At 36.2% G+C, this 20,633-nt stretch carries 18 protein-coding genes; 14 read left to right on the plus strand and 4 right to left on the minus strand.

All coding sequences use genetic code 11. From position 1 onward, the window contains the following. Positions 1 to 95: 95 nt before the first annotated feature. The 3 genes from DU428_RS04235 to DU428_RS04245 are packed head-to-tail and all read left to right on the plus strand — an operon-like array spanning position 96 to position 2,672. On the plus strand, positions 96 to 824 hold the full coding sequence (locus DU428_RS04235; RefSeq protein ID WP_113965867.1) for a polyprenol monophosphomannose synthase: 729 nt from the start codon (positions 96 to 98) through the stop codon (positions 822 to 824). Positions 825 to 828: 4 nt separating this feature from the next. Next, on the plus strand, positions 829 to 2,175 hold the full coding sequence (locus tag DU428_RS04240; RefSeq protein ID WP_072347297.1) for a dihydroorotase: 1,347 nt from the start codon (positions 829 to 831) through the stop codon (positions 2,173 to 2,175). Continuing rightward, complete coding sequence (locus DU428_RS04245; RefSeq protein ID WP_113965868.1) at positions 2,175 to 2,672, plus strand: DUF4296 domain-containing protein; 498 nt, start codon at positions 2,175 to 2,177, stop codon at positions 2,670 to 2,672. The genes DU428_RS04240 and DU428_RS04245 overlap by 1 nt, the downstream gene beginning before the upstream one ends. Here the strand turns inward: DU428_RS04245 and DU428_RS04250 are convergent. Further along, positions 2,669 to 3,676, minus strand: coding sequence for an NAD-dependent epimerase/dehydratase family protein (locus DU428_RS04250; protein WP_113965869.1), 1,008 nt, complete (start codon positions 3,674 to 3,676; stop codon positions 2,669 to 2,671). The two genes, DU428_RS04245 and DU428_RS04250, sit on opposite strands and share 4 nt — an antisense overlap. A gap of 182 nt (positions 3,677 to 3,858) precedes the next feature. Here DU428_RS04250 and tyrS point away from each other — a divergent pair, with 182 nt between their 5' ends. Then, positions 3,859 to 5,166 (plus strand): tyrosine--tRNA ligase, encoded by a 1,308-nt coding sequence (tyrS, locus tag DU428_RS04255; protein ID WP_113965870.1) that lies wholly within the window; start codon positions 3,859 to 3,861, stop codon positions 5,164 to 5,166. Between the two features lie 190 nt (positions 5,167 to 5,356). Here the strand turns inward: tyrS and DU428_RS04260 are convergent, their stop codons facing one another. Further along, positions 5,357 to 6,337 (minus strand): LuxE/PaaK family acyltransferase, encoded by a 981-nt coding sequence (locus DU428_RS04260; RefSeq protein WP_113965871.1) that lies wholly within the window; start codon positions 6,335 to 6,337, stop codon positions 5,357 to 5,359. 74 nt (positions 6,338 to 6,411) lie between these two features. Next, complete coding sequence (locus tag DU428_RS04265) at positions 6,412 to 8,136, minus strand: DUF6130 family protein (protein ID WP_113965872.1); 1,725 nt, start codon at positions 8,134 to 8,136, stop codon at positions 6,412 to 6,414. Between the two features lie 258 nt (positions 8,137 to 8,394). Between DU428_RS04265 and DU428_RS04270 the strand changes: the two genes are divergently transcribed. Continuing rightward, positions 8,395 to 9,075 carry a response regulator transcription factor gene (locus DU428_RS04270; protein ID WP_072347285.1) on the plus strand — a complete coding sequence of 227 codons (681 nt, stop codon included), beginning with the start codon at positions 8,395 to 8,397 and terminating at the stop codon, positions 9,073 to 9,075. Next, positions 9,075 to 10,115 (plus strand): sensor histidine kinase, encoded by a 1,041-nt coding sequence (locus tag DU428_RS04275; RefSeq protein ID WP_113965873.1) that lies wholly within the window; start codon positions 9,075 to 9,077, stop codon positions 10,113 to 10,115. Before DU428_RS04270 ends, DU428_RS04275 begins: the two co-directional genes overlap by 1 nt. On the opposite strand, the gene DU428_RS04280 is transcribed toward DU428_RS04275, so the two are convergent. Continuing rightward, the gene (locus DU428_RS04280) at positions 10,101 to 11,153 is read right to left on the minus strand and encodes a glycosyltransferase (protein WP_113965874.1); all 1,053 of its coding nucleotides are present in this window, start codon (positions 11,151 to 11,153) and stop codon (positions 10,101 to 10,103) included. The genes DU428_RS04275 and DU428_RS04280 overlap by 15 nt on opposite strands. A gap of 120 nt (positions 11,154 to 11,273) precedes the next feature. On the opposite strand from DU428_RS04280, the gene trmB reads away from it, so the two are divergent. The 8 genes from trmB (at position 11,274) to DU428_RS04320 (ending at position 16,504) form a co-directional block, all read left to right on the plus strand. Further along, a complete protein-coding gene (gene trmB, locus DU428_RS04285) occupies positions 11,274 to 11,948 on the plus strand; it encodes a tRNA (guanosine(46)-N7)-methyltransferase TrmB (protein WP_072347279.1) in 675 nt (224 codons plus the stop codon). 43 nt (positions 11,949 to 11,991) lie between these two features. Further along, positions 11,992 to 12,582, plus strand: a complete 591-nt coding sequence (locus tag DU428_RS04290) for a LysE family transporter (RefSeq protein WP_317047498.1) — start codon at positions 11,992 to 11,994, stop codon at positions 12,580 to 12,582. Continuing rightward, entirely contained in the window at positions 12,582 to 12,911 is a 330-nt protein-coding gene (locus DU428_RS04295) for an MGMT family protein (protein WP_113965875.1), read from the plus strand. Before DU428_RS04290 ends, DU428_RS04295 begins: the two co-directional genes overlap by 1 nt. 228 nt (positions 12,912 to 13,139) lie before the next feature. Continuing rightward, positions 13,140 to 14,279: an Mrp/NBP35 family ATP-binding protein gene (locus tag DU428_RS04300; protein WP_072347274.1), complete on the plus strand. Its 1,140-nt coding sequence runs from the start codon at positions 13,140 to 13,142 to the stop codon at positions 14,277 to 14,279. A gap of 46 nt (positions 14,280 to 14,325) precedes the next feature. Further along, on the plus strand, positions 14,326 to 14,568 hold the full coding sequence (locus tag DU428_RS04305; RefSeq protein WP_072347272.1) for a NifU family protein: 243 nt from the start codon (positions 14,326 to 14,328) through the stop codon (positions 14,566 to 14,568). A gap of 212 nt (positions 14,569 to 14,780) precedes the next feature. Further along, the gene (locus DU428_RS04310; RefSeq protein WP_072347270.1) at positions 14,781 to 15,842 is read left to right on the plus strand and encodes an NAD(P)/FAD-dependent oxidoreductase; all 1,062 of its coding nucleotides are present in this window, start codon (positions 14,781 to 14,783) and stop codon (positions 15,840 to 15,842) included. 35 nt (positions 15,843 to 15,877) lie between these two features. Further along, positions 15,878 to 16,021 (plus strand): four helix bundle protein, encoded by a 144-nt coding sequence (locus tag DU428_RS13615; RefSeq protein ID WP_211307121.1) that lies wholly within the window; start codon positions 15,878 to 15,880, stop codon positions 16,019 to 16,021. 153 nt (positions 16,022 to 16,174) lie between these two features. Then, positions 16,175 to 16,504, plus strand: coding sequence for a 2Fe-2S iron-sulfur cluster-binding family protein (locus tag DU428_RS04320; RefSeq protein ID WP_113965877.1), 330 nt, complete (start codon positions 16,175 to 16,177; stop codon positions 16,502 to 16,504). Positions 16,505 to 20,633 lie beyond the last annotated feature (4,129 nt).

Consider the following 20,633-nt stretch of genomic DNA (forward strand, 5'->3'; position numbering starts at 1 on the left):
ATCAATAATAATCTGAATCCTATTCCAATTTTTAAGGAATATTTAAAAAAAAGTGTCTTTTAAATAGCTTACATTTGCTAAAATTAAATGCTTTTATGCAAGACGCCATTGTCATTATACCAACATACAACGAAATAGAAAATATTGAGGCTATTATTAGAGCAGTGTTTTCTTTAGAAAAGGCGTTTGATGTTTTAATTGTAGATGATAATTCGCCAGATTTAACCGCATCAAAAGTAGAAGCACTTCAAAAGGAATTTCCAGAACGATTATTTTTAGAAGTCCGAAAGGAGAAATCCGGACTAGGTACCGCATATATCCACGGATTTAAGTGGGCCTTAGCTAGACACTATGATTATATCTTTGAGATGGATGCAGATTTCTCGCATAATCCAAAAGATCTAATTCGTTTGTATAAGGCTTGTCATGTAGAAGGAGCAGATATGTCTATTGGTTCGCGCTATGTAAAAGGAGTAAATGTGGTAAACTGGCCAATGAGTAGGGTGTTACTATCCTTTTTGGCCTCCAAATACGTGCGTTTTATTACGCGTATGAAAATACACGATACTACTGCCGGTTTTGTTTGTTATAAAAGGAAGGTGCTAGAAGCATTAAATTTAAATAAAATCCGTTTTACCGGTTATGCTTTTCAAATTGAAATGAAGTTTAAAACATACGGTAAGCAATTTGAAATAGTCGAAATTCCAGTCATTTTTACAGACCGAACTAAAGGTGTGTCAAAAATGAGTTCTGGCATAATTTCTGAAGCTATCTTCGGAGTGATTTCAATGAAAATAAGAAGTATATTTAAAAAGGGAAAATAAACACATGCAAGCAAAACAAACACTAATTAAGAATGTAAAAATAGTTAACGAAGGAAGTATCTTTGATGGCGATATTCTTATAGAAGGCGAATACATTAAGGAAATAAATGAGTCTATTAGTGCAAAAACTTCCGATGTACATGTGTTTGATGCCGAAGGACAGTATTTGCTTCCTGGTGTGATTGATGATCAGGTACATTTTAGAGAGCCGGGATTAACTCAAAAGGCAACTATTGAAACAGAATCTAGAGCAGCTATAGCTGGTGGTATAACTTCTTTTATAGAGATGCCAAATACCAATCCGCAAACTACTACCATAGAAAAGCTTCAAGAGAAATTTGACATTGCTGCCAAAACGTCTGCTGCCAATTATTCTTTTATGTTTGGTGGCACAAACGATAATTTAGAAGAAATTTTAAAAGTAGATCCTAAGCAAGTAGCTGCATTAAAGCTGTTTTTAGGTTCTTCTACTGGGAATATGCTTGTAGATAATCCCGAAGTTTTAGAGAAAATATTCTCTAGTACCAAACTGCTTATTGCGGTTCACTGTGAAGATGAGGCTACTATTAAAGCAAATCTTGCGAAGTATCAAGAAGAATTTGGTGAGGATATTCCTATCAAGCACCATCCAGATATTAGAAGTGAAGAAGCTTGTTATATATCTTCGTCTAAAGCAATTGAACTTGCTAAAAAGACAGGAGCAAGATTACATGTTTTTCATCTTTCCACAGCTAAGGAAACTAGCTTGTTTTCCAATAAAATTCCTTTAAAAGATAAGAAAATCACTGCGGAGGTTTGTGTACACCACCTTTGGTTTACCGATAAGGATTATGAGGAGAAAGGAACTTTTATAAAATGGAATCCTGCGGTAAAATCACAAGCCGATAAAGATGGGTTATGGAAAGCTTTATTAGACGATAGGATTGATGTGATTGCAACCGATCATGCTCCTCATACTTTAGAAGAAAAGAATAATGTGTACACCAAAGCTCCTTCGGGAGGGCCATTGGTACAGCATGCGCTTCCTGCTATGTTAGAAATGTATCATAGGGAGAAAATCTCTTTAGAAAAGATTGTAGAGAAAATGTGTCACAATCCAGCAATCTTATTCCAAGTGGAGAAACGCGGATTTATAAAAGAGGGATATTTTGCAGATCTGGTATTGGTAGATTTACACCACCCTTGGTCGGTAAACAAAGACAATATTTTGTATAAATGTGGTTGGTCTCCTTTCCAAGGCGCTACTTTTAGATCTAGAATTACCCATACTTTTGTAAATGGTACTTTAGCATATAAAAACTTTAAGTTTTATGATGTAAAAGCTGCCAAGCAACTAACGTTTGACAGATAATGAAAAAGCTATTATACCAATTTTCTATATTGCTTATCGTGTCTTGTAGTACTGTAGACAAACCTAAAAAGCCAGACAACCTTCTCTCTAAAGATAAAATGGTAGATATTATTATCGAAATGTCTATGCTGAATTCCGCAAAGGGAGTTAACAAAAAGTTGTTGGAGCAAAAGGGTATCGACTTACAGAAATATATTTATAATAAACACCAAATAGATAGCGTTCAGTTTGCTAAAAGCAATGAGTACTACGCGTTTAATATGGATGACTATCAAGATATTTATGCCAAAGTAAAAGATAGTCTAGAGGTGTTAAAGGAAAAGTTTATTGCTATTCAAGGAGAGGAAGTTAGAAAAAGGGCTAATGAGGATTCTCTTAATCGTATAAAAGTAAGAACCCAAGAAAATACCATACAACTTATCAAAAGACCTCTGAAAGCTCAAAAAGATTTAGATGCAGAACCAGGGTATATGAAAGTAAGTCGTAAAACAGACTAAAGCTCTTTTAAATATTGTTCCGAAATGGAAGCAATACTTTCTTCTATAGGAATAAAAGTATAGTCTAAAGCTTTTACAACTTTCTCATTGTTATAGTTGGTAGCACTTAAAGCAGAAGCCGCATTTTGTTTGGTTAAGCTTCTAGGCTTTTTGGTTAGGAAACTTTTTAGCCAATCCAATCTCCAAGCAATTTGTAACATCCATGGTTTAACAGGCTTTGTTGGTATTTTTACCTTAAGCTGTTTCGAAGCCATCGTCACAAAGTCTTTAAAACTTAGGTTTTCAGCAATTAGTATAAACCGTTCGTTTTTAATGTTGCTTTCCATAAGTTGCAACATAGCTACCACAACATCTTTTACATCTACATATCCAGCAGTTCCTGTAGTATAATACGGTAGTGTGCCAGCCACTCTTTTAAATAATTGTCCGCTTCCAGTATTCCAAAAACCTGCACCTAATATCAGTCCGGGATTCACAATAACGGCATCTAAACCTTCTTGTGTACCTCGCCATACTTCCATTTCAGCACCATACTTAGTAATGCTATATACACTATTATCAGCCTCCGGATTCCAGTAGGATTCCTCATCTAATAAGCTGCCGTCTTTTTTATGCCCTATAGTAGCTACCGAACTCACATAACATAGCTTTTCTACTTCATTGTCTATGCTTAAGTTTACGATGTTAGCAGTACCTTCAATATTTGTTTTTCTAAGAATATGATAATCACTAGGATCAAAAGAAATCAATGCCGCACAATGATATACATGGGTGACTCCTTCAAAAACGGAAGTCAGTTCCGGAATATTTAAAAGGTCGGTTTGTACCCAAGAAATTCTATGGAATAGCGTTTCAGCATCTTCCGTAAAATAAGAAAACACTTTTTTAACGGCTTCCAATTTTTCTTCGCTTCGGTATATAGCACGAACCTGTTGCTTGTTCTTAGCCAATTCAAAAAGTAGGTGGGAGCCTACTAAACCTGTTCCTCCGGTAACTAAAATCATTTCTTGCTTATCTGGGCTTTTTCGCTAATAGCGAAATTAGGGATTTTATTTCAATAAGAATATTTTTCGAAGCGGTTTCAAATGATATAAACGGTTTCCTTTGCTCTACTTTTTTATTATTAGTATTTATCTATTCAAGAGATAAACTTATCTTTGCCCAAGATTTGAATAATAAAGAAGCAATGAATTATAATTTAGTAGAAGAATTAAGATGGCGAGGAATGGTACAAGATATCATGCCTGGAACGGAAGAGCAATTAAATAAAGAAATGACAACGGCTTATATTGGTTTTGATCCTACGTCAGACTCCTTACATATAGGTAGTTTAGTTCCTATTATCTTATTAATGCATTTAGAAAAAGCTGGGCATAAGCCAATGGCTTTGGTTGGTGGTGCAACAGGAATGATTGGCGACCCTTCCGGTAAAAGCGATGAGCGTAATTTACTTAATGAAGAAACGCTTGCTAAAAACGTTGCCGGAATTAAGGGCGTGCTATCCCGTTTCTTAGACTTTTCTTCCGATAAAGAAAATGCTCCAGTGTTAGTAAATAACTACGATTGGATGAAAAACTTCAGTTTTATAGACTTTGCTCGTGATGTAGGAAAACGTATTACCGTAAACTATATGATGGCTAAAGATTCTGTAAAAAAGCGTTTTTCTGGAGAAGAAGGAAGCGTAGGAATGTCCTTTACAGAGTTCACCTACCAATTAATTCAAGGATATGATTTTTACCATTTATATAAAGAGCATAACTGCTTATTACAAATGGGTGGAAGTGACCAATGGGGAAATATTACTACCGGAACAGAGTTAGTAAGACGTATGCATGTTGGCGAAGAAGCGAAAGCTTACGCAATGACTTGCCCTTTAATTACTAAAGCAGACGGAACGAAATTTGGTAAAACCGAAGGTGGAAATGTTTGGTTAGATGCCGATAAAACTTCCGTGTATAAATTCTACCAATTCTGGTTAAACACTAGTGATGAGGATGCAGAAAAGTATATCAAGATTTTTACTTTTATAGACAAAGAAACTATTGAAGCTTTAATTGCTGAGCATAAAGAAATGCCGCACCTGCGTTTGTTACAAAAGCGTTTAGCAGAAGAGGTTACTACCTTAGTACATACCAAAGCAGAATTTGAAAATGCAGAAAAAGCATCGAATATTCTGTTTAGTAAAAGCTTTAAAGAAGATATTAAAACCTTAGACGAAAACACCTTTTTAGATGTTTTTGAAGGAGTACCGCAAGCGGAAATCCCTCTAAAAGATATAGAAGCAGGTTTAGATATGATTGCTGCACTTGCCGCACAAACAAACTTCTTAGCTTCTAACGGGGAGGCGCGTAGATCTTTAAAAGAGAATGCTATTGCTGTAAATAAAGAGAAGGTGAAAGAAGATTATACCATTACCGAAAAAGATCTAATTAACGGTAAGTACGTAGTTATTAATAAAGGAAAACGTAATACCTATATTATAAAAGCGGTATAAATGTATGGCTAATTCATAAAAAAATGCTCCATCTTTTTCTTTAAAAGATAGAGCATTTTCTTTTTAGCAAAGTAGTATAAATAGAAAGCCTGATTACTCGAGTAATCAGGCTAACCAAAAACTAACCAATTTACTAAAAAACAATTTTTCTTTTTCTAGCTATATATTAGTCGGTAACTTTTTTCATTCCTTACAAGACCATTAAATTACACCCACGAATATCGCTATGATCAAATCTGCCAATGATTTCAAAGCTCCCATCGCTATGTAGTTTTCCTAGGTCTTGGGTGGCAATAAAAGAACAGGAATTTATATTGGCTAGATCTATTACGTTTAGTCCGCCTGTTTTTCCAGGGGCTTGAATAGATAAGGCGTCTTCTGTATCTCTAGTAAGGATTCGCATCCAATTCGGACAAGTAAAAATGCCGTTTCCTTTTGAGTAGCCCTGACTCAGTAATTCGGTCATACCATATTCGCTATGAATATTTGACACCCCAAAGCCATCTTTTAAAATAGCGTGTAGTTCTTCTCGAATCAATTCTTTTCGCCTTCCTTTCATACCACCAGTTTCCATAATAATGGTGTTTTTTAATTGAAAACGATGCTTTTCTACCAAATCTAATAAGGCAAAGGAAACGCCAATCAGTAAGACTTTTTCTCCTTGTTGTTCTAGCTGTAATAGTTTGCTAGTAAGTGCTTCTAGGTTGTTTAAATAAAAACCGCTTTCTGGCTTTTTAGATTTTTCAATAAAGTCGTTTACCATATAGATTAAGGAAGAGCCTTCTCGTTCTAAATAATTAGGAAGCAATGCAAGTATGGTATAGTCTTCTATGTCTCCGTAAAAGTGTTTAAAACCTTTTCTGAAGCTTTCTTCATATATAGAAATATCGGTAACGGCATGCTTACTCGTGGTGCTTCCGGTAGTTCCACTGCTGGTGAATATTTCCTGAATTTCTTCCGAAGAACTTAATATCTCATGGGATTTAAAAAAGGAAATAGGTAAAAAGGGAATGTCTTCCACGCGCTTAATATCGCTAGGATTTTTATACAATAAATCACAAAAAGAACGATACACCGGATTGTTCTCAAACTGAAATTTAAAAACCTGTAAGGCTACAGCTTCAAATGCAGCCTCAGATGATATATTAAAAATAGTGTCTTTAGAAATCATAAAGCAAAAATATGGAAAATAAAAAAGCGTAGCTCTAAACAGAGCTACGCTTTAAGGATATTTTTTAAATCTTATTACTTAATCACTAATTTCTTAGTAGTTGAAGCATTGTTTTGCGTGATTTTCACGATATAAACACCAGATTTTAAGTTGGAAACATTTAAGGTATTGTTTGTTAAAGTTTCGTTTTTAACTTGTTTCCCTAAGATGTCAAACACTTGTACGTTCATTGCATCCTGAGAAGTAGATGTAATAGTTACGGTACCATTTGTTACTGGGTTAGGGTAAACACCAAAGGTACTAGTTTGTAGGTTTTCTATAGATAAAGTTGCTGGAGTTACACTTGCCCAAGTCGTTCCAATTCTTAACTCATCCATAACAATACCTGGAGTTTCATTGGTAGAATCTTGTCTAACCATGAATTGTGAAAAGGTATTTGCAGTGGATGTAGAAGGCTCAGATATATCTGCAACTGGTTCCGCAACCCCTAAAGCAGGATTTGCCCAAGCGTTTACGGTATCGTTATCTATATCGTAGTTAAATACTACAAAAATGGTTTGATCTATGTTAAAGTCTGCACCAGCTGTAACTTGCGTTAAAGTACCACCATTGCTAATTCCAATTTGGTAAGTAGATGCTCCAGTAGGAGAAATCCATAATCTAGCTGCATAATCACCACTATCTGTTCTTAGGATAGCAAAATAACCATCTATTGCACCAGCTTCAAGAGAAGTTACTTTAAGCATGAATGAAGAGTATATTTTTCCAGCACTAGTTGGTGTGTAATCTACAACAGGGTCTGCTCCAGATCCATCAAAGGCAATAGCGTTTCCTTCTCCATTTAAGGTAGAATAAGATAAGCTTCCTGCTTCTACTAATACATCATCCCCAGAGAAGTAGTTTGTCCAAGCTGGTTGTGCTGCTAATGCTTCTCCAACAGTATAATTAAAAGACTCTACAAATGGAAGAGTTTGTACTTCGTATACGGTAAAGGTAACACTAGTTGTGATTGGAGTTGCTAAAGGGTTATGATCATCATCCACCAATTCTAAATCCACTGTATGGTCTCCTGCAGATAATCCTGTTAGGATTATTGGGTCTGTATCATATTTCATGATAGTAGCACCACCATCAACGGAATAATGAATATGTCCGTCAGCACCAGTTCCTGTATTACCAACGGTAAAGTTTTGAACACTTAAATCTAGAGTTACATCTGGTCCAGCAACATTATCTCCGTCTCCAGGAGAAACCACTCCTAAAGTAGGAACTGCGGTAGCCTCTTGAAAGAAAGAAAAATCATCCCAATACACAACAGCTGTACCATAAGTTCTTACTTCATAGTAAAATGAATCTGCTGTTGCAGGAGCTGTTAAAGTTACTGAGTATTGCGTCCATTGATTACCGTTATTGTCAAAATATGCGTTATTTGGCCCTCTTAGTTCACTTGCATTATCGTTAATATTCGTATTGCCGTTTTTCCAATAACTCCAAATTCTAGCATCGGTACCATCACCAAAGCCTGCATCCACTTTATACCATAATGAGATGGTATAAGAAGTTCCCGGTACAATACCTGTAATAGTCTGTCCAAAATCTGAGGTTCCCCCAGTATGTTTGGCAGCATAAGTTCCTCCATGAATTTCTGTAGTCTCTTGAGCAATACTCTCAATCTTAGACCAACCTGTAGGGGTAGTAGGGTTGTCCCAAGCTTCTAGGTCGCCATTAACCATTAGCTCTTGCCCGAAAGAATAGCTAAAAGTTAATACTGTAAATAATAAAAAGTAAAGTTTTTTCATAATTGTGTTATTAAGTATAATTTATGGTTTATTAGCACAAATATAATGAGAATTATTACTATAAGCTACTGATTATTAAAATATTCATAATTTTTTAATATAATAATTCTTACATAAACATCAGATTTATAGGCTGCTATGCGATATTTTGTAGGTTTACAGCTCCACAATGTTACCAAATCGTTATTTGTATGTAAAGTTCTAATTCAACTTTAGTTTTAATTTTATCTTTACAAAAAATTAACTTTAGTCCTTTTTATGAAGAAGAAAGACATTAAAATACTTTTAGTAGATGATGAGCCAGACATACTAGAAATAGTAGGCTATAATCTAACTGCGGAAGGCTACCAGGTTATCACGGCCGAAAATGGTGTGCAAGCAGTAAAGAAAGCTAAAAAAACGCAGCCTCACCTGATTATTTTAGATGTTATGATGCCAGAAATGGATGGTATTGAGGCTTGTGAGCAAATCCGAAAAATAGATAGTTTAGACAATACCATTATTACTTTTTTAACCGCTAGAGGCGAGGATTATTCACAGGTTGCTGGTTTTGATGCCGGAGCAGACGATTATATTACAAAACCTATTAAGCCAAAGGTATTAGTTAGTAAGGTTAAGGCATTGTTGAGAAGGTTTAAGGACGAAGAAGATACTAGCAATGTGGTTTTAGGAAACCTTGTTATTAACAGAGACGAATATAAAATCGTACTAAAAGGCGAAGAGATTGTGCTTCCTAGAAAAGAGTTCGAATTACTTTCTTTACTAGCTTCTAAGCCTGGAAAAGTATTTAAGCGTGAAGATATTTTAGATAATGTTTGGGGTAACGAAGTAGTTGTAGGTGGAAGAACCATCGATGTGCATATTAGAAAGCTTCGTGAAAAATTAGGGGATGATTATTTCAAAACCGTAAAAGGTGTGGGATATAAGTTTGTTGAATAATGCAAAAAAAGCTAAAAAAAACATATAAGTTTGCCTTAAAAACAACTGCATTTATCAGTTTGTTTATAGCAGTCCTTATCACTGTTTTTTTATATGTGTTTTACAATGTTCAGTTCCTGCAAATAGCAGTACTAACTATCTTTTGCTTTGCTTTCTCTTTTGTTCTAATTCAATATCGCGTAGAGAAATTTATTTACAATCGAGTAAAAAAAATCTATGATGATTTAAAGTTGCTCGAAGATTCTACCATTAGTAAAGATAGTATTACTACCGATATGGCAACGCTTACCAAAGAAATTGATAAGTACACCAAAGATCGAAAATTAGAAATAGAAACCTTAAGAATACGAGAGGAATACCGAAAGGAGTTTCTTGGAAATATATCCCACGAACTTAAAACACCACTGTTTACCGTGCAGGGTTATATTCTAACCTTAATGGATGGTGCGGTTAAAGACAAAAACGTTCGCGATAAGTATTTAAGAAATGCCAGTAAGGGGGTAGAGCGACTTATATATATCGTGAAAGACTTGGATATGATCACCAAATTAGAGGTTGGTGATTTAAGGCTTAAAATAGAAATCTTTGATATTGTAGCCCTCATTGAGAGTGTTTTTGAACTTTTTGAAATGAAGGCAGCTAAGAAAAGTATTAGCTTAACTTTTGATATCGATTATAAAGAGCCCATTTTAGTTCGAGCAGATAAGGAGCGCATGCAACAAGTACTTACCAACTTAGTAGTGAATTCCATTAAGTACGGAAGACAGCAAGGAACTACCGAAGTAAGCATTGAAAATCTTACCAAAAAGAAAGTCATTGTTCGTGTTACAGATAACGGAGAGGGAATAGAAAAACAGCATATATCTAGATTGTTCGAGCGTTTTTACCGTGTAGACAAAAGTGGTTCTCGTAAGGAAGGTGGTTCTGGATTAGGTCTAGCTATTGTAAAGCATATCCTAGAAGCACATAACGAGAAAATGTATATTGATAGTGAGTTTGAAGTGGGAAGCGAATTCTCTTTTACCCTAGAAAAGGCTTAGTAAACCCTCTAAATTATTAGCGTTTTTATAATCTGTAAATCCGGTATAATCACGCACTCGCTCTAATTGAGTTACACGAAATGCATTCTGCGTACAAAATGGGATAATCCCTAAAGCGTCCAATCGTTTCGCGAGATATTCCTGTTCCATTTGCCCCGGAGTGGGTATAAAAAAAGCTTTTTTCTCTAGTTTCGCCAAATCCATTATAGTGGTATAACCAGAACGAGAAAGAACCAAAGCACTTGCGTTTATGCTTTCTTCTAATTCTTGACCATGCATAAAATTATATATGCGGATATGTTCTTTTTGGGTGATGGTCTGTTTTTTTTCCAAGACACCTCTAACAAATAGGGTCTTTCCTGAAAAGTTTTTTAGTTCTACTAAAAGTTTTTCTTCTAGCAGACTTCGTTGTGGTTCTGGGCCAGACAATAAAACCAATACATCATATAGCGGCTCTTTTTCTTTTTTAGAAAACCTACTCAATGGGCCTATGTATTTAATGGGTGTTTCAGGCAGCTCCACATGCCCCAATTTTCCGCTTAAATTTGAACTTCCTTGATAATCCGGAACCCAACATTCTGTAAATTTCTTTAGGATCATTTGGTGCATCTTGGTACTTAGCCAGGTGGTGTTTCCGCTTAAAACCTGTAGCTGATGCGTGATAAAAACCGAAGGAACTTTGTCGCTATACACCCCAAAACGGTTATCGCTTATAATGCCGTCTACCTTGTGGCTTTCCATGATGGCTGCTGTGGCTTTTTCTTCTGCTTTTAGCGTTCTAAAAAACTTTGGCGCTTCCAAGAGCAGTTTCCACTTTAAGAACTTCGGATGTTTAGAATAGCTTATATTGTAAGAAGGTAGCTGGATGCTTTCTAGCTCTGGAAATTCTTTCTGTAATAATAAAAGAGCAGCACCGTCACTAGCAAGAATAACTTCAAAATTATTTTTCAATAATAACTGAATGATAGGTATGCAACGGGTCGCGTGGCCAAGTCCCCAGTGTAGTGCAGCAACTAGTATGCGCTTTTTTTCTTTCATTAAAAACAAAGATACGCATAATCTATGCGTGTAAATATTTTTACTAAAACACTTTATAGCTTGTAATTTGGATTTATTGTTGAAAAAAAATCTTTATTTTCGCCAAAACTTTATGTAACTGTGGGAAGTAAAAACAAACTAAAACGCTTTAGAGAAAACGAAACCTTTGATAACGTCTTTCAACCTTCAAGAGAAGAGCTTGTAGAAGGGCAATTTTCCTTAAAAGGAAACTGGAATAAAAGCTTTTTTAAAAATGAGCATCCGCTAATTCTAGAACTTGGTTGTGGAAAAGGAGAGTATAGCGTGGCATTAGCTCAGAAATATCCTAACAAAAACTTTATTGGTATCGATATTAAGGGAGCGCGTTTTTGGAGAGGAGCAAAAACAGCTATAGAGGAAAATATTCCGAATGTGGCTTTTTTACGCATGCAAATCGAATTGGTAGAACATGCTTTTGCTGCCAATGAGGTAGATGAAATATGGATTACCTTTCCAGACCCACAAATAAAATACAAGCGTACCAAGCATAGAATGACTAATGCCGATTTTCTAGCGCGTTATAAAAAGATTCTAAAAGAAGATGGGGTGATTAACCTGAAAACGGATAGCGAGTTTATGCATGGTTATACCTTAGGGCTCTTACACGGTGCAGGGCATGAGGTTTTATATGCAAACCACAACGTGTATAAACAAGAAGGTTCTCCAGAAGAAGTAACTAGCATTCAAACCTTTTATGAGAGTCAGTATCTTCAAGAAAACAAAGCAATTACGTATATTCGCTTTAAATTAAAGTAGTTTGAATATCACTATCATATTTTTTCTAGGATTTCTTGTTGCCTTGGTAGGTGTAACTCCCCCGGGATTACTCAATATGACGGCTGCAAAAATTAGTTTAAAAGACGGGCATTCTAGAGGAATTATGTTTTCTGCCGGCGCTTGTACTATTGTTATAGCCCAAACCTATATCGGGGTTTTATTTGCTCGTTACCTTAGTAATCATCAGGATGTAGTAGTTATTTTGCAACGCGTAGCTTTTGTTTTATTCGTACTTATCACGATCTATTTTTTATTACTAGCTAAAAAAGACCCTGCAAAAAAGAACGTAGATTTTAAGGTTAAAAGCAAAAAGAGCAGGTATTTTCAAGGCGTATTGCTTTCCGCTTTAAATGTATTTCCTATTCCTTACCAAGCCTATATGAGTATTACACTAGCCTCTTTTGGTTGGATGGATTTTGAGCAAACCAGTATTCTGTCCTATGTAGCAGGAGCGGTAAGTGGTAGTTTCGTGATGTTTTATATCTATATTTTCTTTTTCGATAAGATTAAAAACAAATCTATTACCTCACAAAAAAGTATGAATTATTTAATAGGAACGGTAACCGGAGTGATTTCTATTATTACCCTATTTCATATTATTGGGGATTTATAATGCAGGCAAAAACCGAAAGTTTTTTTGAGAAAGTGTATGAGGTCGCTCGGCAAATTCCTTACGGGAGAGTCACTAGTTACGGTGCTATTGCTAAATACCTAGGGGCAGCTAGAAGCGCGAGAATGGTTGGCTATGCTATGAATGGCTCTCACAATAAAGATGTTCCTGCGCACCGCGTAGTAAACCGAAAAGGCTTGCTCACAGGCAAACATCATTTTGAAGGAACGAATCTCATGCAACAACTTTTAGAAAGCGAAGGAGTGCAGGTTATAGATAACCAGATCCAAGATTTCGATAGCCTATTTTGGGATCCTGCCAAAAACTTATAATTCTTTTCAAATTCGCCCCTTTAACTTCCGTTTTTAGCTATTCGCTTTCTGATAGATTCTATTAATTATACTATAAAAAAACTTACAGCTACTAGCTTCCGTCTTAATGCATTATTATATATATTTGCATTTAGAATGATTCTTAATTAAACAAGAGAATAGTCTAGACAAAATAAGTAGGATAAACCTATTTTTTTGTCTGTACTATTTTCTTTTAGCTCGATAAAAATGAAACTGAATAAGCAAGATATACTTAAAGCATTAGAAACTATTTCTGCTCCAGGCGAAGGACAAAACATGGTAGAAAGCGGTGCAGTAACTAATGTTATCACTTTTGGCGATGAGGTTGTTGTAGATATTACTATTGCAAACCCAAGCCTACAAGCAAAAAAGAAAACCGAAGTAGAAATTCTACAAACCATTCACAAACTAGTGCATCAAAAAGCAAAAGTAAAGGTGAATATCAAAGTAGAAGCTCCTACCAAGTCAGCTCCAAATGTCATTAAAGGAAAAGCTATCCCTGGTATTCAAAACATCGTGGCTATTGCCTCAGGAAAAGGAGGGGTTGGTAAATCTACCGTTACAGCAAATATCGCAGTAAGCTTAGCAAAAATGGGCTTTAAGGTAGGGATTTTAGATGCCGATATCTATGGGCCATCTATTCCAATCATGTTTGATGTAGCAAACGAAAAGCCGCTTGCAGTAAATATAGAGGGAAAGTCTAAAATGAAACCCGTAGAAAATTACGGCGTAAAAGTGCTTTCTATTGGCTTTTTCACCAAACCAGATCAGGCAGTGGTTTGGCGTGGACCAATGGCAGCAAAAGCATTAAATCAAATGATTTTTGATGCACACTGGGGAGAATTAGATTTCTTATTATTAGACCTACCTCCAGGAACGGGAGATATCCACTTAAGCATCATGCAGTCGCTACCAATAACCGGAGCGGTTGTAGTAAGTACACCGCAAAACGTAGCTTTAGCAGATGCTAAAAAAGGAGTTGCTATGTTCCAACAAGACTCTATACAAGTTCCTGTTTTAGGAATCGTAGAAAATATGGCATACTTTACACCAGCAGAGCTTCCGGAAAATAAATATTATATCTTCGGAAAACAAGGAGCTAGAAACCTTGCCGAAGACCTACAAGTACCTTTCTTAGGCGAGTTGCCTTTAGTACAAAGCATACGCGAAGCCGGAGACGTAGGTCGCCCAGCAGCATTACAAACAGCAACCCCTTTAGAAAAGGAGTTCGAAAAAATCACCCAAAATGTTGTGCAAGAGGTAGTAAGAAGAAACGAAAACTTACCACCTACTGAGGCAATCAAAATCACCACCATGGCTGGATGTTCAGCAGTAACTAAAAAATAATGCACCACCTTTTTTATAGAGGTTTCACGGAGTAAATATATAGCAGATGAGCACAGAAGAAATTAGATTAAATGTTGAAAAGGCCTTAGAGGAAATCCGTCCATTCTTACAAAGCGATGGCGGCGATATATCCTTATTATCTATAGAAGATGATAAGCTGGTAAAAGTGCAATTACTAGGTGCCTGTGTAGGTTGTAGTGTCAATCAAATGACCCTAAAATCTGGGGTAGAAATGACCATCAAAAAATACGCACCACAAATAGAACAAGTTATTAATATAGAAGCTTAGTTTGGGCGTGACCACAAGGGTCAGGCTGTCACTACTCGCGCTCTGCGAGGCGCTCAAACAGGCCGTTCCATCCTTCACGCAACTGATAAATATCATATAAACACTAAGGAAATTAGTAGATATTTGCACATATAAAACAGTAGCAAACAAGTTTATTAAATAAAAAAAAAGGAAAGCAGAAACTTAGGAGGTTTCGTTTTCGCAGGAATAAAATGATTAAAACAGATATACTTATTATAGGAGCCGGACCTACAGGATTATTTACGGTATTTGAAGCCGGATTACTAAAACTGAAATGCCACCTTATAGATGCCTTGCCGCAAATTGGCGGACAATGTTCGGAGTTGTATCCTAAAAAACCCATTTATGATATCCCTGCTTATCCAGAAATTCTTGCAGGAGATCTAACGGATAAACTAATGGAGCAATGCAAGCAATTCGAACCAGGATTTACCCTTGGGGAGCGAGCAGAAACCATTGATAAATTAGAAGACGGAACCTTTATCGTTACCACAAACAAAGGAACCAAACACCATGCGCCAGTAGTAGCAATTGCTGGTGGATTAGGAAGTTTTGAGCCTCGTAAACCTTTAATTCATAATATCGCCGACTTTGAAGATAAAGGGGTAGAGTATATGATTAAAGAACCAGAAATGTACCGCAATAAAAAAGTGGTTATCGCTGGAGGAGGAGACTCTGCTTTAGACTGGGCAATCTTTTTAAGTGATGTGGCTAAAAAAGTAACGCTTATCCATAGGAGAAATGAGTTCCGCGGACATTTAGATTCGGTAGAAAAAGTGCAAGAACTAAAAACTGCTGGAAAAATCGATTTAATTACCCCTGCAGAGGTGGTTGGTATCTTAGGAGATGACCAACTTTCAGGAGTCGTTGTAAGCCAGGCAGATCATATAGAAAAGGAATTTGAATTGGAATGCGATCACTTTATTCCTTTATTCGGACTCTCTCCAAAACTAGGACCTATTGCCAACTGGGGCTTAGAGATTGAGAAGAATGCCATCAAGGTGAATAATGCTCTAGATTACCAAACAAACATACCAGGAATTTTCGCTATCGGTGATGTAAATACCTATCCAGGTAAATTAAAGCTTATCCTTTGCGGATTCCACGAAGCAACACTTATGTGTCAAGCAGCTTACCAAATCATTAATCCAGGAAAAAGATACGTATTAAAATACACAACTGTTGCCGGAGTAAATGGATTTGACGGAACCAGAAAAGAAGCACCAAAAGCGGTAGTGAAGAAGATAGAATAGGGATTAGGTGTAAGGCGTTTGGGCTCAGCTGTTTTGTGTTTCTGGAAGCAATTGTAAGAGTGGCTGTTTCAAACTCTAATAATATAGCGGAAGGCTTTGATCAAAATTCCAATGCAGATTTTAAAAGATTTTTATATTTTGCAACAGGTTCCTCTAGTGAAATGCGATCTATGTTGTAATTGGCTATAAGATGACATTTTGAAGATAAAGAACAAACAGAAAAACGGATTACAAATTCCAATCAGATATCAAATATGTTATTCGGTTTCATTAAATCACTAAAATAACTCATATACCCTAATCCCTAATCCCTAATCCCTAATCCCTAAATCATGCAAGATATCAACATTAAAATAACAGATAGAGAGGGTGTAACACACGAGGTTGCCGCACCAACAGATATGGCTATGAATTTGATGGAAGTAGTTCGTTCCTACGAGCTCGCTCCAGAAGGAACCATTGGTATTTGTGGTGGGATGGCTATGTGTGCCTCTTGTCAGTGCTATGTTTTAAGCGACACCGAATTACCAGAAATGCAAGATGACGAAGAAGCAATGCTAAGCGAAGCTTTCTATGTAAAAGACAACTCCCGTTTAGGCTGTCAAATCCAAATGACCCCAGAAATGGATGGCCTTGAAGTAGAACTCGCCCCAGAAAGTTAATAGTTGTTTTATTTATTTCAAGTATAGTATTTCTTCCATACCGCATTGTCCCTTTGACTAAAGGGAAGAGCAACCACCAAATAAACATTATAACAAAACAACATAGCTAATCGTATAGCAGCTCCCCTCTTTAGTTAAAGAGGGGAATGAATTTGCTGAAGCTCCGCGAAAGCAAAGAAAGGGGAGTTTGAAAATGAAACTCTAAGTTATATTAGAAAACAATGTCATTCCTACGCAGACAGGAATCTTCTTAAGAACAAATTAAAAAAAGTAATGTGTTCATTTACAATAATAAGCCCCTTAGCAGACCCCCGGCCTATCGAGGATTTATCGTAAAATTTGAAATGCAGACACCGTAAAATTTTAGGCTGTTTGAGCTTAACAAAATACTATTTTACCTAAAATTCTAATAGCGAGTTCCTAAAATTTAGGTGTCAAATGATAAATTTAGATAAAGCATCGTCAGCCTAGACTTTTTTGGTTACTTTTTTGGTCGATGCAAAAAAGTAATATTAATAATAGAAATTCTCCTGTCATTCCTGCAAAAGCAGGAATCCACTAAAACCCCAAAAACAAAAACTACTAAAAAACCACAACCGGTGCGAAGGAATCACGGAAGCGGTTCCATTGCTCGATGGATACGGTGGCATTCCTTTACGGAACCGGTGGTGTTTATCCACCTCCCTTTGACTAAAGGAAGGAGCAACCAGCCAACAAACATTATATTAAAACAACATAGCTCATCATGTAGCAGCTCCCCTCTTTAGTTAAAGAGGGGAATGAATTTGCTGAAGCTCCGCGAAAGCAAAGAAAGGGGAGTTTGAAAATGAAACTCTAAGTTATATTATAAAGCTATCATTCCTGCGCAGGCAGGAATCCATTACAACATAAAACTAAAAAGTATTTCTCCCAATAATTATTCTTTATAATATAAATACCACTTAGCATGCCACCGGCCTACGAGGATTTATCGTAAAATTTGATATGCAGACACCGTAAAATTTTAGGCTGTTTGAGCTTAACAAAATACTATTTTACCTAAAATTCTAATAGCGAGTTCCTAAAATTTAGTTGTCAAATGATAAATTTAGATAAAGCATCGTCAGCCTAGACTTTTTTGGTTACTTTTTTGGGCAATGCAAATCAAAGATTCACGAACACAACTTTAAATAAATAAAAAATAGTGAGTAAAAAAGTAATTATTCTTTATAGTTCCTGCTTCCACAGCAATGACAATCCCGTTTGTATTTAAGCAAAGAATAAAACGAAAACTTCCTTGCTTTTAGAGACAAACCCTCCGTCTAGCCCTCCTTCGTCAAGCTTTCCACCTCCCTTTGACTAAAGGGAGGTGCAACCAACCAACAAACATTATAACAAAACAACATAGCTCATCATGTAGCAGTTCCCCTCTTTAGCTAAAGAGGGGAATGAATTTGCTAAAGCTCTGCGAAAGCAAAGAAAGGGGAGTTTGAAAGTAAAGTTTTAAGTGTATTAGTAAAGCTGTCATTACTGCTTACATCTAAAAACTATTTCTCCTAGAAAATCATTATTTTAAAGAAAAAGCCCCTTAGCAGACCCCCGGCCTATCGAGGATTTATCGTAAAATTTGAAATGCAGACACCGTAAAATTTTAGGCTGTTTGAGCTTAACAAAATACTATTTTACCTAAAATTCTAATAGCGAGTTCCTAAAATTTAGGTGTCAAATGATAAATTTAGATAAAGCATCGTCAGCCTAGACTTTTTTGGTTACTTTTTTGGGCAATGCAAAAAAGTAATGTTAATTATATAAATCTTATTGTCATTCCTGCAAAAGCAGGAATCCACCTCAAAACCAATAAGTAAATCAAATAACCAAACCCTCCGTCTAGCCCTCCTTCGTCAAGCTACCCACCTCCCTTTGACTAAAGGGAGGAGCAGGGAAATAAGAAACATTATTTTAAAACAACATAGCTCATCGTGTAGCAGCTCCCCTCTTTAGCTAAAGAGGGGAATGAATTTGCTGAAGCTCTGCGAAAGCAAAGAAAGGGGAGTTTGAAAGTAAAGTTCTAAGTGTATTAGTAAAGCTGTCATTACTGCTTACATCTAAAAACTATTTCTCCTAGAAAATCATTATTTTAAAGAAAAAGCCCCTTAGCAGACCACCGGCCTATCGAGGATTTATCGTAAAATTTGAAATGCAGACACCGTAAAATTTTAGGCTGTTTGAGCTTAACAAAATACTATTTTACCTAAAATTCTAATAGCGAGTTCCTAAAATTTAGGTGTCAAATGATAAATTTAGATAAAGCATCGTCAGCCTAGACTTTTTTGGTTACTTTTTTGGGCAATGCAAAAAAGTAATGTTAATTATATAAATCTTATTGTCATTCCTGCAAAAGCAGGAATCCACCTCAAAACCAATAAGTAAATTAAAAACCAAACCCTCCGTTTAGCTCTCCTTCGTCAAGCTACCCACCTCCCTTTGACTAAAGGGAGGAGCAAGCAACCAACAAACATTATATTAAAACAACATAGCTCATCATGTAGCAGTTCCCCTCTTTAGCTAAAGAGGGGAATGAATTTGCTAAAGCTCCGCGAAAGCAAAGAAAGGGGAGTTTGAAAGTAAAGTTCTAAGTGTATTAGTAAAGCTGTCATTACTGCTTACATCTAAAAACTATTTCTCCTAGAAAATTATTATTTTAAAGAAAAAGCCCCTTAGCAGACCCCCGGCCTATCGAGGATTTATCGTAAAATTTGAAATGCAGACACCGTAAAATTTTAGGCTGTTTGAGCTTAACAAAATACTATTTTACCTAAAATTCTAATAGCGAGTTCCTAAAATTTAGGTGTCAAATGAAAAATTTAGATAAAGGCTCGTCAGCCTAGACTTTTTTGGTTACTTTTTTGGGCAATGCAAAAAAGTAATGTTAATTATATAAATCTTATTGTCATTCCTGCAAAAGCAGGAATCCATTTCAAAACCAATAAATAAATTAAAAACCAAACCCTCCGTCTAGCCCTCCTTTGTCAAGCTACCCACCTCCCTTTGCCTAAAGGGAGGAGCAACCAACCAACAAACATTATAACAAAACAACATAGCTCATCGTGTAGCAGCTCCCCTCTTTAGCTAAAGAGGGGAATGAATTTGCTGAAGCTCCGCGAAAGCAAAGAAAGGGGAGTTTGAAAGTAAAGTTCTAAGTGTATTAGTAAAGCTGTCATTACTGCTTACATCTAAAAACTAATTCTCCTAGAAAATTATTATTTTAAAGAAAAAGCCCCTTAGCATGCCCCGGCTTATTTTTCGTTTGCGTAGTAAAACAAGCAAAAGCCGCAGTGGGGACGCGGAGGATGGCCTAGCGCAGCGTTTTGCCATCCGCATGATAAGGCTTTTGAGTAGTTTTCAAGTAAACGAAAATCCGCCTAGACTTTTTTGGTTACTTTTTTGGTCGATGCAAAAAAGTAATATTAATAATAGAAATTCTCCTGTCATTCCTGCAAAAGCAGGAATCCATTTCAAAACCAATAAATAAATCAAATAACCAAACCCTCCGTCTAGCCCTCCTTCGTCAAGCTATCCACCTCCCTTTGACTAAAGGGAGGTGCAACCAACCAACAAACATTATAACAAAACAACATAGCTCATCATGTAGCAGTTCCCCTCTTTAGCTAAAGAGGGGAATGAATTTGCTAAAGCTCCGCGAAAGCAAAGAAAGGGGAGTTTGAAAGTAAAGTTCTAAGTGTATTAGTAAAGCTGTCATTACTGCTTACATCTAAAAACTATTTCTCCTAGAAAATCATTATTTTAAAGAATAAGCCCATTATTAAGCCCCGGCTTATTTTTCCTTTGCGTAGTAAAACAAACAAAAACCGCAGTGGGGACGTGGAGGATGGCCTAGCGCAGCGTTTTGCCATCCGCATGATAAGGCTTTTGAGTAGTTTTCAAGCAAAGGAAAATCCGCCTAGACTTTTTTGGTTACTTTTTTGGTCGATGCAAAAAAGTAATATAAAATTCCTACTGTCATTCCTGCAAAAGCAGGAATCCACTACAGCTTACATCTAAACTATTTCTCCTAGAAAATCATTATTTTAAAGAAAAAGCCCCTTAGCATGCCACCGGCCTATCGAGGATTTATCGTAAAATTTGAAAT

Origin of the sequence: Oceanihabitans sediminis (genome assembly GCF_003337215.1) — a bacterium.
Taxonomy (GTDB): Bacteria; Bacteroidota; Bacteroidia; order Flavobacteriales; family Flavobacteriaceae; genus Oceanihabitans; species Oceanihabitans sediminis.

What these genes read in the sequence shown, in the direction of transcription:
- DU428_RS04275 (WP_113965873.1), top strand. Translation starts at nt 9,075, where the DNA reads ATGCAAAAAAAGCTAAAAAAAACATATAAGTTTGCCTTAAAAACAACT.
- DU428_RS04310 (WP_072347270.1), top strand. Translation starts at nt 14,781, where the DNA reads ATGATTAAAACAGATATACTTATTATAGGAGCCGGACCTACAGGATTA.
- DU428_RS04270 (WP_072347285.1), top strand. Translation starts at nt 8,395, where the DNA reads ATGAAGAAGAAAGACATTAAAATACTTTTAGTAGATGATGAGCCAGAC.
- DU428_RS04320 (WP_113965877.1), top strand. Translation starts at nt 16,175, where the DNA reads ATGCAAGATATCAACATTAAAATAACAGATAGAGAGGGTGTAACACAC.
- DU428_RS04250 (WP_113965869.1), bottom strand. Translation starts at nt 3,676, where the DNA reads ATGATTTTAGTTACCGGAGGAACAGGTTTAGTAGGCTCCCACCTACTT.
- DU428_RS04305 (WP_072347272.1), top strand. Translation starts at nt 14,326, where the DNA reads ATGAGCACAGAAGAAATTAGATTAAATGTTGAAAAGGCCTTAGAGGAA.
- DU428_RS04260 (WP_113965871.1), bottom strand. Translation starts at nt 6,337, where the DNA reads ATGATTTCTAAAGACACTATTTTTAATATATCATCTGAGGCTGCATTT.
- DU428_RS04235 (WP_113965867.1), top strand. Translation starts at nt 96, where the DNA reads ATGCAAGACGCCATTGTCATTATACCAACATACAACGAAATAGAAAAT.
- DU428_RS04300 (WP_072347274.1), top strand. Translation starts at nt 13,140, where the DNA reads ATGAAACTGAATAAGCAAGATATACTTAAAGCATTAGAAACTATTTCT.
- DU428_RS04240 (WP_072347297.1), top strand. Translation starts at nt 829, where the DNA reads ATGCAAGCAAAACAAACACTAATTAAGAATGTAAAAATAGTTAACGAA.
- DU428_RS04265 (WP_113965872.1), bottom strand. Translation starts at nt 8,136, where the DNA reads ATGAAAAAACTTTACTTTTTATTATTTACAGTATTAACTTTTAGCTAT.
- tyrS (WP_113965870.1), top strand. Translation starts at nt 3,859, where the DNA reads ATGAATTATAATTTAGTAGAAGAATTAAGATGGCGAGGAATGGTACAA.
- DU428_RS04280 (WP_113965874.1), bottom strand. Translation starts at nt 11,153, where the DNA reads ATGAAAGAAAAAAAGCGCATACTAGTTGCTGCACTACACTGGGGACTT.
- DU428_RS04245 (WP_113965868.1), top strand. Translation starts at nt 2,175, where the DNA reads ATGAAAAAGCTATTATACCAATTTTCTATATTGCTTATCGTGTCTTGT.
- DU428_RS04295 (WP_113965875.1), top strand. Translation starts at nt 12,582, where the DNA reads ATGCAGGCAAAAACCGAAAGTTTTTTTGAGAAAGTGTATGAGGTCGCT.